Origin of the sequence: Cupriavidus oxalaticus, assembly GCF_016894385.1 — a bacterium.
Taxonomy (GTDB): Bacteria; Pseudomonadota; Gammaproteobacteria; order Burkholderiales; family Burkholderiaceae; genus Cupriavidus; species Cupriavidus oxalaticus.
Map to the genome: position 1 here is coordinate 3,037,084 of NZ_CP069812.1, position 13,723 is coordinate 3,050,806.

Genomic DNA, 13,723 nt, shown 5'->3' on the forward strand with positions numbered 1-13,723 from the left:
TGAGGGGTGGATTAGCTGGGTGCCACATCAAGCAAGGCCTTCGGTTTTAACCCACCGGCGTCAGCCTTTGACCCTCCTGCCCTCACCCCCGGCCCCTCTCCCGCACGCGGGAGAGGGGAGCAAACCCTCGGCACGGCAAGCGTACGAAAAGCCCGTCACAGCGCCGCAAACTGCTGACGCAACACGTTCTTCTGCACTTTCCCCATCGTATTGCGCGGCAGCTCTTCCACCACGTGCACGCGCTTGGGCACCTTGAAGTTGGCGATGCGTCCCTTCAGCGTACCGATCATCTCCGATTCATCGATCTGCGCGCCCGGCTTCTTCACCACCACCGCCACCACCGCCTCACCGAAGTCCGCGTGCGGCACGCCGATCACCGCGCTCTCGGCCACGCCCGGCATCTCGTCGATAAAGCTTTCGATTTCCTTCGGGTAGACGTTGTAGCCGCCCGAGATGATCAGGTCCTTGCTGCGGCCGACGATGGTCAGGTAGCTGTCCGGCACCTGGCGCTCGCCCGCCTGGCTGGCGACGGCGCCGCCGAAGCGGCCGACGTCGCCGGTCTTGAACCAGCCGTCCGCGGTGAACTCTTCCTTCGTTTTTTCCGGCATGCGCCAGTAGCCATGGAACACGTTGGGGCCCTTCACCTCGACATTGCCGATCTCGCCCGGCGCGCAGGACTTGCCTTCGCCATCGACCACGCGCACCGACACGCCCGGCAGCGGCATGCCGACGGTGCCGCCGATACGCTCGCCCAGCGCGGAGTCATACGGGTTGGACACCAGCATCACCGTCTCGCTCATGCCGTAGCGCTCGAGGATGGTGTGGCCGGTGCGCTCGCGGAAGGCGTCGAAGGTTTCCAGCAGCAGCGGCGCCGAGCCCGACACGAACAGCCGCATGCGGCGGCAGGTGTCGTCGTCGAAGCGCGGCTCCTGCAGCATGCGCACGTAGTAGGTCGGCACGCCCATCATCACGGTCGAGCGCGGCAGGAATTTCAGCACCTGCGCCATGTCGAGCCTGGGCGCCCAGATCATCTTGGCGCCGGCCAGCAGCGCGCCGTGCGAGGCTACGAACAGGCCGTGCACGTGGAAGATCGGCAGCATGTGCAGCAGCACGTCGTCGCTGCGCCAGCCCCAGTATTCGTGCAGCGTCTGCGCGTTGGACGCCAGGTTGCGGTGCGTCAGCATCGCGCCCTTGCTGCGGCCGGTGGTGCCGGAGGTGTAGAGGATGGCCGCAAGGTCATCGTCCTGGCGCTCGGCCGTGGCAAACGTGTCGTCCTTGCCGGCGGCGCGCGCCAGCAGCGAGCCGCTGCGGTCATCGTCCAGCGTAAAGACGTGGTTGACGCCGTGGCGGAATGCCACCTTGGAGACCCAGCCGAAATTCTTGCTGCTGCACACCACCACCGACGGCTCGGCGTTGCCGACGAAGTAGTCGATCTCCGCCTCCTGGTAGGCGGTGTTCAGCGGCAGGTAGACATAGCCCGCGCGCAGCGTGGCCAGGTACAGGAACAGCGCCTCGGGCGACTTCTCGACCTGCACGGCCACGCGCGCGCCGTCGGGCAGCTTCAGCGAGGCCAGCAGGTTGGCCAGCTTGGCGGTGGCGCGGTCGAGGTCGTCCCAGCTGTAGTACAGGCCGTCATGGGTCTCGATGCAGCAGGCGGTGCGGTCGGCGGGAAAGCGGGATGCGAACAGGGCGAACAGGTTGGCGTTCATGGCGTGGATCGAACGAAAGGCTGGGAACGGATATCGGAAACGCTGGATTCAGGACGGGACAGGATCGGCGACGCTATTCTCCCCGGAACTGCGGCGGCCGGCGCGCCAGGAAGGCGGCCACGCCCTCGGCATGGTCGGCGCCCTCCGCATAGGCGAAATGCGCGTCGAGCTCGGCCGGCGACAGGGGTGCCGGGATCGGCGCCAGGCGGTGGATGGTGGCCTTGTTGATGCGCGCCGCGGCGGGTGCGCCGGCGGTGATGCGGCGCACCGCGGCGTCGACTTCGGCGGCCAGCGCACCCGGCTCGACCACGCGCGTCAGCAACCCCTTGGCACGCGCCTCGGCGGCGTCGAAGACGCGGCCTTCCAGCAGGATCTCGAGCGTGGCGGCGCGCCCGGCCAGCGTCAGCAGGCCTTGCAGCTCCCCCGGCGCCATCGGGAAACCGAGCCGGTTGATCGGCACCCCGAAGCGGCTGTCCGAGGCGGCGATGCGCAGGTCGCAATGGCACGCAATCTCCAGGCCGCCGCCTACGCATACGCCCTCGATCATCGCCACGGTCGGGTGCGGGCATTGCGCCACGGCGGCCAGCGCGGGCGCGATGGTGGCCATGTGGTAGTGCCGCACCGCCGCCTCGTCGCCGCGTTCGTGGGGAAACTCGGCGATGTCGGCGCCGGCGGCAAAGTTGCCGTCGGCGCCGCGCACCACCACGCAGCGCAGCGCAGGATCGGCAGCCAGCCGGGTGAAGCCCGCGGCCAGCTCGCGCCACATCTGCGCGGAAATGGCATTGAGCTTGCCGGCGTGCGACAGCGTCACGGTCGCCGTGGTGCCCTGCGTGGCAAGGAAGACGGTGCCGCTCATCGCGGCGCCCCGTTGCATCGGATCAGCATGGCCTGGTCGCTCCGTCAGTCCATCCTGGCGCCGGACTGCTGCACCACCTGCGCCCAGCGGCGGATCTCGGCATGCTGGAACTGCGCGAACTGCTCCTGCGTGAAGGCTGGCGTCTCGGAGCCGTTGTTGAGCCAGACCTGCTTCATTTCCGGGGTGTTCAGCGCCTTCTGGGTCTCGGCGTACAGGCGGTCGACGATCTCCTTGGGCGTACCCTTGGGCATCCACATCGCATACCAGGTCGAGACCTCGTAGTTCGGCACCCCGGCCTCGGCCGCGGTCGGCACATTGGGGAAGGCCGGCGAGCGCTTGCTGGAAGCCACCGCCAGCGCCTTGATGCGGCCCGCGCGGATATGCTGCGCCGACGAGCCCAGGCCATCGAACATCAGGTCGACCTGGCCCGCGATCAGGTCGGACAGCGCCGGGCCGGCACCCTTGTACGGGATATGCGTGATAAAGGTCTTGGTCTGGATCTTGAACAGCTCGCCCGCCAGGTGGTGCGACGAGCCATTGCCGGCCGAGCCATAGTTGAGCTTGCCCGGGTTCTTGCTGGCGTAGGCGATCAGTTCCTGCAGCGTGTTGGCCTGCACGCGGGTGGGGTTGACCACCACCACCTGCGGCGGCTGGGCGATGACGGTGACCGGGATGAAATCCTTCTCGATGTCGTAGTCGAGCTTCTTGTAGAACGACGGGGCGATGGCATGGTGCGCACCGCCGATGAACACGGTGTAGCCGTCCGGCGCGGCCTTGGCCGCGATGCTGGCCCCGACCGTGCCGCCGGCGCCGCCGCGGTTGTCGATCACGAACTGCTTGCCCAGCTGCTTGGACAGCTGCGCGGTCAGCGGCCGCGCGAAGGCGTCGGTGCCACCGCCGGCCGGGAACGGCACGATCACGGTGACGGGCTTGGACGGCCAGGTATCGGCATGGGCCGCGGGTGCCGCGAACAGCGTGGCGGCACCGATGCCGGCCACGCCCAGAGCCATGCCTGCTGCCCGCGCGCACGCGGCCAGGCTGAACTGACGACGATTCATCTTGCTGTCTCCTCTCTCTCTTTTCTTCGGAAAGTCGATTAGATTGCCGCGAGCATGCGCCGCGGCATGGGCTTGTTGCAATGGTCCCGACAAGAAAACGCGGCGCGCGTGGCGCCACGGATGCGAGGGCAATCCCGTGACCTGACCAGGGTCACAGCAGCTTCCCGACGCTACGGCCGATGCGCGGGTTGCCTGCACTCAGGCGTGCCAGATTGTCGTCCAGCGCCTCGGGTACGTAAAGGTAATTCACCATCATGCCGCAGCTCTGGCTTCGGCCTTTTCGCGACAGGTCGGCGGCCCAGTTGAGCCGCTCGACACAGGCGCCGTTGCCCAGGTGGAAGCGTGCCACCGGGTCCGCCGGCAGCGCCTGGTGGCGCTCGCGCACGAGGTAATGCGCGGCCAGCGCCATCGCGGTATCGCGTGTCAGCGGATCGGCCTCGGCAGGCGCGTCGGGCGACAGTGCTGCCAGCCAGCCCGCCCCGTCCGCCGGCGCCTCGCCGTGGCGCTCGCGCCAGCGCGCCAGGCGCTTGTCGCCGAGCGCACGCGACACCGCATCGGCGTCCTGCCTGCGCAGCCAGTCGGCAAACCCGGGGATCGGCGACAGCGTGGCGAACTGCGTGACCTTGGGGAATTCGCGCTGCAGTTCCTCGATCACGCGCTTGAGCAGGAAATTGCCGAAGCTGACGCCGCGCAGGCCGGGTTGCGTGTTGCTGATCGAATAGAAGATGGCCCACTTCACGCGGCGCAGATCTTCCAGCGGCGCGGCCTCGTCGAGCAATGTCTGGACATTGGCGGCCATCTCGGGAACGAACGCTACCTCGACAAAGATCAGCGGCTCGCGCGGGATGCGCGGATGGAAGAAGGCGTAGCAGCGGCGGTCGGAGTCGAGCCGGTTGCGCAGGTCGGTCCACGAGGCGATCTCGTGCACGGCCTCGTAGCGGATCAGCTTCTCCAGCAGCGAGGCGGGCGAGTCCCAGGTGATCGGCTGCAGTTCCAGCAGGCCCACGTCGAACCAGTTGGAGAACAGCGCCTCGAGGTCGTCGTCGAGCACGCGCAGCCCCGGCACCCGGCGCTGCCAGCGCAGCATGTCGGCCCGCAGCTGGATCAGGAAGTGCAGGCCGCAGGCGCTGCTGCCGCGCTGGCCGTGGAGCGCTGCCAAGCGCTTGAAGAAGCGGATACGGGCGCTGGACAGGGCGTGGGTCAGCCCGGAATGGCCGCCCTTGCTGTCGGGCTTCGGGTCACCCTTAGCGTCACCCTTGCCCTCGCCTTTGGCGTTGGCGTTGGCGGCTTTTTCGCCGCTGCTGCCGGCAACCTCCGCAAGCAACTCCAGCATCGCACGCCGGGTGGCCTCGCCCGCGGCCTCGTACTCTGCCTGCCATGCCTGCGCGGCGGCATTGGCGGCACCGTCGGTCAGGCGGGCATCGAAGCACAGCCGCAACTGCTCGCGCTGGCGCCGCGCCACGCGCGGTGCCAGCGGCACCTCGCCGTCGGCATGCGCCACCCCGTTGGCGGCCCTGGCCGCGGCCTCGGCCTCGCCTTTGCGGCCCCACCAGCGGCCCAGCCGCGACAGGAAATTACTGCCGGCCGGCTCGCTCTCGCCCAGCGGCGCGCTGATTTTCTGGTCACCCGTGTCGAAGGAGTTCATGCGGTACCTGCCTTGTGCATCGATCGGAACGTGGAGGACTTGCCATGCTGCGGCGTGGAGCGTGGAGCGTGGAGCGTGGGGCGCGGGCGGCTAGTCGTCGCCGCTGGCCACGCGCAGCGCCGGCGGCGCCCGGGTCGGCTGCGCCGCGCCGGCGGCGTTGTCCAGCGCCTGCAGTGCCGCGCGCTGGCGCAGCAGATGGGTCTTCATCATCGCCTCGGCGCCTTCCGGGTCGCGCGCCTTGAGCGCGGCGAACACCGACAGGTGCTCGGCGCAGGACTCGTGGATGCGGCCCGGCAGCTTCAGGCTCTTGTGGCGCGACAACCGCAGCACCTTGCGCAGATCGCTGATCAGCCCCGACAGCCAGCGGTTGCCGGCCAGGCGCTGGATCGCCTCATGGATCTGCGCGTTGGTCTCGTAGTAGGCGTCGATATCGCCGGCCTGCGCGTAGCGGGCCAGGTCGGCGTGCAGGCCGTCCAGCGCGTCCAGGTCGGCACGCGTGGCGTTGCGCGCGGCCTCGTAGGCGCAGCGGCCCTCGAGCAGCGCCATCAGCGGGAAGATCTCGTCCAGGTCCTGCTCGGACAATTTATTGACAAAGCAGCCGCGGCGCGGCTCGAGCCGGACCAGCCCTTCGGCAGCCAGCACCTTCAGCGCTTCGCGCAGCGGCGTGCGCGAGATGCCGAGCGACTCGGCCATCGCGCTTTCGTCGATCCAGGCGCCGGGCGTCAGCGTATGGGCATCGATCATGGCGCGCAGCCGGTCTGCGACTTCGAGGTACAGCGCCTGCTGGACGATGCGCATTGCCACCCCCGGTTTGAGGAATCCGTGGCCGCAATCATGCGTCGCGGCCGCCATAATTCATAATTATGGATTAGGGCGGCGATGATACAAGGAATTTCGATGTTGCACCGCGGAACACAGGACCAAAAGGAATAAGGCGGCGGAGAAAGCGCGCGCGAAGGGGCGTGCGCGGCGTGAAAGACGCCAGCATGGCGCAGAGGAGGTGCGGCGGGCGTTTCCATGCCTCCCTGCAAAGAAACGCCCGCGCCTGAAAAGGACTGCCGAACTGCTTACATCGCCTGCGGATACATCCGTATCCGCCCGCGTGGGTCATCATGGAAACCTGGCGCTGGCCCGGCGCCCCCCTTGAAACGCGCTTGCGCGCGGATTTTCCCGTTGCCCTGTTCTGTAGCGTGAAGCATCCGACCCCAGTGGTCCTGCCGGACCCTCCCTGAATGCTTCCGTGGCGGCTGTGGCTTGCCGCTCATCTTGTAACAGTATCGTTAGCGATTACCGTGCCAGTGGCTCTAAGTCCTTGAATCTATTGATGACACGCATCCGAAACTTGTTACAGATTGCGATCAGTGTAACAGGATGTTTCTCGATTGTTACGAGGGTTTTCCCATGGCGCCAACGAGACAAACCCGACTGTCGGCAATTGCATATGCAAAATGTGCCGCAGTCTTAATTTATCGATGCCAGAATGTGAGGCGCGCACCGCAATGGCCTGATTTCAATTGGTTGCATTTCTGATACAACCACGCAGGGTTATTCGCCGCATTCCCTTCGCCAAACCGCATTTCCACGCATTTTCATTCCCCGGGAGCCCTCCGCCATGCACGCCGGCAGCCGCGATTTCACGTTCTCTTCCTCCGCCGCCTTTGACACGGCGCCGGCGTCGCCCCAGCCTTTGCGCATGTCCTTCACCGGTTCAGGATCGGAATATTTCCGTATCTGGATCGTTAACGTATTGCTGACCATCGTCACCTTCGGCATCTATTCCGCGTGGGCCAAGGTGCGCACGCTGCAGTATTTCTATCGCAATACCCGGCTCGACGGGGCCAGCTTCGATTACCACGGCAAGCCCTCCGCGATCCTGAAAGGCCGCGCCATCGTGTTCGGCCTCGCCCTTGCGTTCCAGCTGGCCTCAAACGTATCGCCCTTCCTCGCGCTGGCGATGCTGGTGGCGCTGCTGGCGGTGTTCCCGCTGCTGCTGGTGCGCTCGCTGCGCTTCCGCATGGCCAATTCCAGCTACCGTGGCCTGCGCTTTGCCTTCACCGGCGGCGATGCCGAGGCCTACAAGGTATTCGTGCTGTGGCCGCTGGCAGCGGTGTTCACGCTGGGGCTGCTCGGGCCGCTGGCGCACCAGCGTTTCAAGCAGTACCAGCACAACAACACGCGCTTCGGCACGGCGCCATTCGGCTTTGCCGCCGGCGCCGGCGAGTTCTACGGCGTCTACCTGCGGGCGTTCGGCGTGGTGCTGGCCGCAGCCGTCGCCGGCATCGTGCTCAGCTTTGTCCTGGGCTCGGTGGTGGCGCCCGGCGCCAAGGGCCTCGCCGCCGCGGTGATCCTCGGCTTTACGATTGCCGGCTTCTACCTCGGCCTGCTGGCGGTCAGCCCCTACCTGATGGCGCGCCTGCAGAACGTCGTGTGGAACCACACCACGCTTGCCCCGCACGCGTTCCGCAGCCAGGTCGGCGCGGGCCGCATGATCTTTATCTTCGTCACCAACCTGATCGCCATCGCGCTCACGCTGGGCTTGTACCTGCCGTTCGCGCGGGTGCGCGCCACGCGTTACCGGGTCGAAAGCGTGACCATGCTGGCGGCCGGCCCGCTCGACAGCTTTGTTGCAGGCGAGGTACAGCAGGTCGGTGCGCTGGGCGATGCCGCGGTAGACTGGTACGACATCGACATCGCGCTTTGACTGCCACGCCCGGCAGGATCAGCACCATGATCCCAGTCACCTTCTTCGATGGCCGCACCTCGCGTGCGCATCCGGCAACCCTGGCCGTGGAAGCGCAGCAGGCGGTGCTGCGCGACGACAGCGGCGCCGAACTGCGCCGCGCCGCGCTGTCCGACGTGCGCGTATCCGAACGCGTACGGCGCGCGCCGCGGCTGGTCACGTTCGCCGACGGCGCCTTCTGCGAAATCAACGACCACGCCGCCTTCGACCACATGCTGGCCGCCACCGGCCACCGGGAAGGGCTGGTGTCGCGCGCGCAGAACAGCTGGCGCCTGGCCGGGATGGCGGTGGTGGCGCTGGTGGCGGTGCTGGTGCTGGGCTACTACGTGCTGCTGCCGTGGGGGGCGGGCGCGATGGCGCGCACGGTGCCGGCGGAAGTGGAAGCCCATCTGGGCAAGCTGACGCTGGCGAGCCTGGACAACGGCGTGGTCAGGCCGACGCAGCTGCCGCAGGCCGAGCAGGAACGCATCCGCCAGGGCTTTGCCGCGCTCAGGCGGCCGCCCGACGCGGGACACGACTACCAGATCCTGTTCCGCCAGGGCGGTGAGATTGGCGCCAATGCCCTGGCGCTGCCCGGCGGCACCATCGTGGTCACCGACGAGCTGGTCAGCCTGGCAGGCACCGGCGCGGGCATGATGGGGGTGCTGGCGCACGAAGCCGGCCACGTGGCGCGCCGCCACGGCCTGCAGCAGGTGATCCAGGCCTCGGCGCTGGGCGCGCTGTCGGCCTACCTGTTCGGCGACATCTCGACGGTGCTGGCCGGCGTGCCGGCCGCCATGCTGACGCTGCGCTACTCACGCGACCACGAGCGCGAAGCCGACGACTTCGCCATCGAGGTCATGCAGCGCAACGGCCTGCCGCCGGCGGCGCTGGCCGATGTGCTGGTCGGGCTGGAACATCGTGCGGGCGCCGGCGCGCCATCGTCGGCATCGGAGCCCACAGCGGATCGCGGCCAGGACTTCCTGTCGACGCACCCGCATACGCAGGCGCGCATCGACGCGCTACGGCGCGCCGGCAAGTGATCCACCGCGCCGCCCGCGCTCAGGCCGCCGGTTGCGGCGCGCCGGCGCCGGGGTGGCGCCGGTAGGCCCAGATCACCATGGCAATGCCGGCCAGGATCATCGGCACGCTCAGCCACTGCCCCATCGACATCTTCAGCGCCAGCAGGCCAAGGAAGCTGTCCGGCTCGCGCGCGAATTCCGCGGCAAAGCGGAACGCGCCATAGCCGATCAGGAACACGCCCGAGACCGCGCCCATCGGCCGCGGCTTGCGCGCGAACAGCCACAGGATGATGAACAGCGCCACGCCCTCGCCGGCGAACTGGTACAGCTGCGACGGGTGGCGCGGGATGTTGTCGCCCGCCTGCGGGAAGATCATGCCCCAGGGCAGGTCGGTGGCGCGGCCCCACAGCTCGCCGTTGATGAAATTGCCGATGCGGCCGGCGGCGAGCCCGCACGGGATCATCGGCGCGATGAAGTCGGTCACCTCCATCCAGTGGCGGCGGCGCAGCTTGCCGAACAGCCACATGGCCACGATCACGCCGAGAAAGCCGCCGTGGAAGGCCATGCCGCCCTCCCATACCTTGAAGATCTCCATCGGGTGCGCCAGGTAGTACGTCGGCTTGTAGAACAGCACGTAGCCCAGCCGCCCGCCCAGGATCACGCCCAGCACGCCGAAGAACAGCATGTCATCGAGGTCGCGCGTGGCCCAGCCCTTGGCCGCCATGTGCGGCTGACGGATGCGCAGGCGCCCGAACCACAGGAACATGATGAACCCGGCCAGGTACATCAGCCCGTACCAGCGGATGGCAAGCGGGCCCAGGTGGATGGCAACCGGGTCGAACTGGGGATGGATCAGCATGTTGGCGTGAATGTAGTTGTCTGGTTGGGCCGGCCGCGCGCTCAGCGCGGCGCCGCGGTGGCCTCGTTGGCCTCGTTGGCCAGTGCACCGGCAATCTCGATGAACGACCGCAGCACCGGCGCCACGCCGGCGCTGCCGCCGTCGCGCCAGGCCAGCCCGGTCTCGATCTGCGGGCCGGACTCGCGCAGGGCCAGGTATGACACGCCGGTGCGCCGCAGGTTGCACAGCGATGCCGGCACCAGCGCCACGCCCATGCCGGCCGACACCAGGCTGACGATGGTCTGCATCTGGATCGCTTCCTGCGCGATCGCCGGCACCAGGCCCTCGCGCGCATAGTAGCCTGTAATGATGTCATAAAACGCCGGCGCGCTTCGGCGCGGGAAGATGATCAGCGGATCGGATGCTGCCTCGCGCAGCGATACCTTGCCATCTTGCGCGAGCCCGCCCGCCGGCCGCCAGCCGTCGGGAACGGCCAGCACCAGCGGTTCGCTGACCAGCGGCAGGTAGGCCAGTCCGTGCGGCATCGCCGGCAGCTGGGGCCGGATCACCAGGCCCGCATCGATCGCGCCTTCCAGCAGGGCTTCGAGCTGGACGTCGCTGGTGGCCTCGCGCAGCTGCAGCTGCACCGCCGGATGACGCGCCCGGAACCGCCGCAGCAGGTCGGGCAGGATGCCGTAGTCGGCCGTGCTGACGAAGGCCAGCGACAGCGAACCCAGCTCGCCCCGCGCCAGCCGCTGCGCCAGCCCGGGCAGTGCCGCGGCATCGGCCAGCACCCGGCGCACCTCGGGCAGCCACTGCGCGCCGGCCGGCGTCAACGCCACGGAGCGCCGCGTGCGCACGAACAGCGGCACGCCGATCTCCTCCTCCAGCGCCTGGATCTGCTGCGACAGCGGAGGCTGCGTCATCGACAACCGTTGCGCGGCGCGGCCGAAATGCAACTCTTCCGCCACGGTGACGAAATAACGCAGCTGACGCAGGTCCAAGCCGGGCTCCTGATATGTTTTACGACTCAATAAAGGGCAAATAATATATTTGACACTCCAAAATGCAAGGGGCATGCTTTCCCGCACAACATCGGCTGCCCGCGTGACACTGCGCGACCCCCGCGGCGCCGGACATTCCCCCGGAGACCCACCATGGCATTCAACAAACGCTCGCAGCACATCACGCAAGGCGTGGCGCGTTCCCCCAACCGCTCGATGTACTACGCCCTTGGCTACAAGAAGGAAGACTTCGACAAGCCGATGGTGGGCATCGCCAACGGCCACTCCACGATCACCCCCTGCAACGCCGGCCTGCAGCGCCTCGCCGATGCGGCGATCGACGCGATCAAGGCCTCGGACGCCAATCCGCAGGTGTTCGGCACCCCGACCATCTCGGACGGCATGTCGATGGGCACCGAGGGGATGAAGTACTCGCTGATCTCGCGCGAGGTCATCGCCGACTGCATCGAGACCGCGGCACAGGGCCAGTGGATGGACGGCGTGGTGGTGATCGGCGGCTGCGACAAGAACATGCCCGGCGGCATGATCGCGCTGGCCCGCACCAACGTGCCGGGCATCTATGTCTACGGCGGCACCATCAAGCCGGGCAACTGGAAGGGCAAGGACCTGACCATCGTGTCGTCGTTCGAGGCCGTGGGCGAATTCACCGCCGGGCGCATGAGCCAGGAAGACTTCGAGGGCGTGGAACAGAACGCCTGCCCGTCGACCGGATCGTGCGGCGGCATGTACACCGCCAACACCATGAGCTCGTCGTTCGAGGCGCTGGGCATGTCGCTGCTGTACTCGTCGACCATGGCCAACCCGGACCAGGAGAAGGTCGACAGCGCGGCCGAATCGGCGCGCGTGCTGGTCGAGGCGATCAAGCAGGACATCAAGCCGCGCGACATCATCACGCGCCAGTCGATCGAGAATGCCGTGGCGCTGATCATGGCCACCGGCGGCTCGACCAACGCGGTGCTGCACTACCTCGCCATCGCCCACGCCGCCGAGGTGGAATGGACCATCGAGGACTTCGAGCGCATCCGCCGCAAGGTGCCGGTGATCTGCAACCTGAAGCCTTCCGGCCAGTACGTGGCCACCGACCTGCACAAGGCGGGCGGCATCCCGCAGGTCATGAAGATCCTGCTGAAGGCCGGCCTGCTGCATGGCGACTGCCTGACCATTACGGGCCGCACGCTGGCCGAAGAACTCGAACACGTGCCGGACACCCCGCGCGCCGACCAGGATGTAATCCTGCCCATCGACAAGGCGCTCTACAAGGAAGGCCACCTCGCCATCCTGAAGGGCAACCTGGCCGAGGAAGGCGCGGTCGCCAAGATCACCGGACTGAAGAACCCCGTCATCACCGGCCCGGCGCGCGTGTTCGAGGACGAGCAGAGCGCGATGGAAGCCATCCTGGCCGACAAGATCAACGCCGGCGACGTGCTGGTGCTGCGCTACCTCGGTCCCAAGGGCGGCCCGGGCATGCCGGAAATGCTGGCGCCGACCTCGGCCATCATCGGCAAGGGACTGGGCGAATCGGTCGGGTTTATCACCGATGGCCGCTTTTCGGGTGGTACCTGGGGCATGGTGGTCGGCCACGTGGCGCCTGAGGCGGCGGTGGGCGGCACGATCGCGCTGGTGCGGGAAGGGGACTCGATCACCATCGACGCGCACAAGCTGCTGCTGCAGCTGAACGTGCCGGAGGAAGAGCTGGCGAAGCGGCGTGCCGACTGGAAGGCGCCGGGGCCGCGCTATACGCGTGGGGTGCTGGCGAAGTTTTCGAAGCTGGCGTCGACGGCCAGCAAGGGTGCAGTGACGGATTGAGGCGCACTTGCCGGATGAGAAAAGCCCGCAATCCCGCGGGCTTTTTTGTTGGCTGAGGCGTCTTGCATGCCGGCCGCGCCAAGGGGGGCGACGGCTCGCTTCAATCCCCGCCCGGCGTCCGCTCGATCTCCTCCAGGGTGGCGTCCAGCCACTCCACCAGCCGGGCCTCCAGCGACTGCGTCAGCTCGCTGGCGAGCTGCGCCGTCAGCGGCGCCAGCCGCGCCTGCAGCGTGGCTTCGGTATGGGCCTCGACCACCTGCGGCCACTCGGTGCGAAAGCGCAGCATCACGCGCGACAGCAGCTCGCTGCGCATGGCGCGCAGGTCGTCCTCGCCGGGATCGGTCGCCGCTGCCGGGGCTTGCGGCGCCGGTGCTTCGGCCTGCGGCTCCGCGCTATCGCCAGTATCGCCCACATGCATGACCATGCCGGATTCGGCCATGCCGAAGGTATCGATGACGCCCTCCTGCGTAGCGGCCTGCGGCTGCGCCGCCGATTCCGCATCCGGCAGTTCGACCACCTCCGTCAGCAGCGGAATGCTGTCGTTGGGCCCCGGCCGCGGAATCACCCGCGATGTGGTGCGTTCGCTCATGCTGCGTCTCCCTTGGGCTGGCCGATATCGTGATGAGTCAGCGGATAGCCGCGTTCGCGGTAGAAGCGGTAGCGCTGGCGGCCGGCTTCGCGGGCGGCGTCGCCGGACCCCACCACTTCAATCAGGCGTTCGAAACTGGCGAATTGCGCCGGCGGCTGGTCGGACAGGTTGATCAGCAGCTGGTGGTGCGGCACGCCCTCGGTGGTGGCGGCCAGCAGGATCGGCGTGACCGCCGCATTGGGGTGTTCAAGCCCGCAATGCGGCAGGAAATCCAGCGCCGAAAAGGTCCACAGGCGCGCATCCAGGTCCGCCAGCTGCGCCGGCGCGCCGTGGATCACTACCTTCTGGCCGGCGCCGTAGGCCTTGCGGACCAGCCGGCAGACATAGCCGAGCAGGTCCGGCACGTTGCTGTGGAAGTCGATGCGCGTCATGGGCGTTTGCTGCTTGCGTTGCCGG

At 67.8% G+C, this 13,723-nt stretch carries 12 protein-coding genes; 3 read left to right on the forward strand and 9 right to left on the reverse strand.

Annotated elements, in window-relative coordinates:
- Positions 1 to 155 precede the first annotated feature (155 nt).
- From JTE92_RS26425 to JTE92_RS26445, 5 genes are all read right to left on the reverse strand, one after another.
- Complete coding sequence (locus JTE92_RS26425) at positions 156 to 1,709, reverse strand: malonate--CoA ligase (RefSeq protein ID WP_063240135.1); 1,554 nt, start codon at positions 1,707 to 1,709, stop codon at positions 156 to 158.
- Positions 1,710 to 1,782: 73 nt separating this feature from the next.
- Positions 1,783 to 2,565: an enoyl-CoA hydratase/isomerase family protein gene (locus JTE92_RS26430; RefSeq protein WP_063240136.1), complete on the reverse strand. Its 783-nt coding sequence runs from the start codon at positions 2,563 to 2,565 to the stop codon at positions 1,783 to 1,785.
- A 44-nt stretch (positions 2,566 to 2,609) separates the two neighbouring features.
- On the reverse strand, positions 2,610 to 3,623 hold the full coding sequence (locus tag JTE92_RS26435; protein ID WP_063240137.1) for a Bug family tripartite tricarboxylate transporter substrate binding protein: 1,014 nt from the start codon (positions 3,621 to 3,623) through the stop codon (positions 2,610 to 2,612).
- Positions 3,624 to 3,774: 151 nt separating this feature from the next.
- A complete protein-coding gene (locus tag JTE92_RS26440) occupies positions 3,775 to 5,268 on the reverse strand; it encodes a malonyl-CoA decarboxylase domain-containing protein (RefSeq protein ID WP_063240138.1) in 1,494 nt (497 codons plus the stop codon).
- Positions 5,269 to 5,358: 90 nt separating this feature from the next.
- Positions 5,359 to 6,066, reverse strand: a complete 708-nt coding sequence (locus JTE92_RS26445) for a GntR family transcriptional regulator (RefSeq protein WP_063240139.1) — start codon at positions 6,064 to 6,066, stop codon at positions 5,359 to 5,361.
- Between the two features lie 814 nt (positions 6,067 to 6,880).
- On the opposite strand from JTE92_RS26445, the gene JTE92_RS26450 reads away from it, so the two are divergent.
- Together JTE92_RS26450 and JTE92_RS26455 are read left to right on the forward strand one after the other, a co-directional pair.
- On the forward strand, positions 6,881 to 7,969 hold the full coding sequence (locus JTE92_RS26450) for a YjgN family protein (RefSeq protein ID WP_063240140.1): 1,089 nt from the start codon (positions 6,881 to 6,883) through the stop codon (positions 7,967 to 7,969).
- A gap of 26 nt (positions 7,970 to 7,995) precedes the next feature.
- The gene (locus JTE92_RS26455; RefSeq protein WP_063240141.1) at positions 7,996 to 9,030 is read left to right on the forward strand and encodes a M48 family metallopeptidase; all 1,035 of its coding nucleotides are present in this window, start codon (positions 7,996 to 7,998) and stop codon (positions 9,028 to 9,030) included.
- A 19-nt stretch (positions 9,031 to 9,049) separates the two neighbouring features.
- Here the strand turns inward: JTE92_RS26455 and lgt are convergent, their stop codons facing one another.
- Complete coding sequence (gene lgt / locus JTE92_RS26460) at positions 9,050 to 9,868, reverse strand: prolipoprotein diacylglyceryl transferase (RefSeq protein ID WP_063240142.1); 819 nt, start codon at positions 9,866 to 9,868, stop codon at positions 9,050 to 9,052.
- Between the two features lie 41 nt (positions 9,869 to 9,909).
- Positions 9,910 to 10,851, reverse strand: coding sequence for a LysR family transcriptional regulator (locus JTE92_RS26465; protein WP_063240143.1), 942 nt, complete (start codon positions 10,849 to 10,851; stop codon positions 9,910 to 9,912).
- A gap of 153 nt (positions 10,852 to 11,004) precedes the next feature.
- Between JTE92_RS26465 and ilvD the strand changes: the two genes are divergently transcribed.
- On the forward strand, positions 11,005 to 12,678 hold the full coding sequence (ilvD, locus tag JTE92_RS26470; RefSeq protein WP_063240144.1) for a dihydroxy-acid dehydratase: 1,674 nt from the start codon (positions 11,005 to 11,007) through the stop codon (positions 12,676 to 12,678).
- Positions 12,679 to 12,778: 100 nt separating this feature from the next.
- On the opposite strand, the gene JTE92_RS26475 is transcribed toward ilvD, so the two are convergent.
- Positions 12,779 to 13,267 (reverse strand): DUF2486 family protein, encoded by a 489-nt coding sequence (locus JTE92_RS26475; protein WP_063240145.1) that lies wholly within the window; start codon positions 13,265 to 13,267, stop codon positions 12,779 to 12,781.
- Positions 13,264 to 13,698, reverse strand: coding sequence for a DNA polymerase III subunit chi (locus JTE92_RS26480; protein WP_063240146.1), 435 nt, complete (start codon positions 13,696 to 13,698; stop codon positions 13,264 to 13,266). The genes JTE92_RS26475 and JTE92_RS26480 overlap by 4 nt, the downstream gene beginning before the upstream one ends.
- Between the last annotated feature and the right edge of the window lie 25 nt (positions 13,699 to 13,723).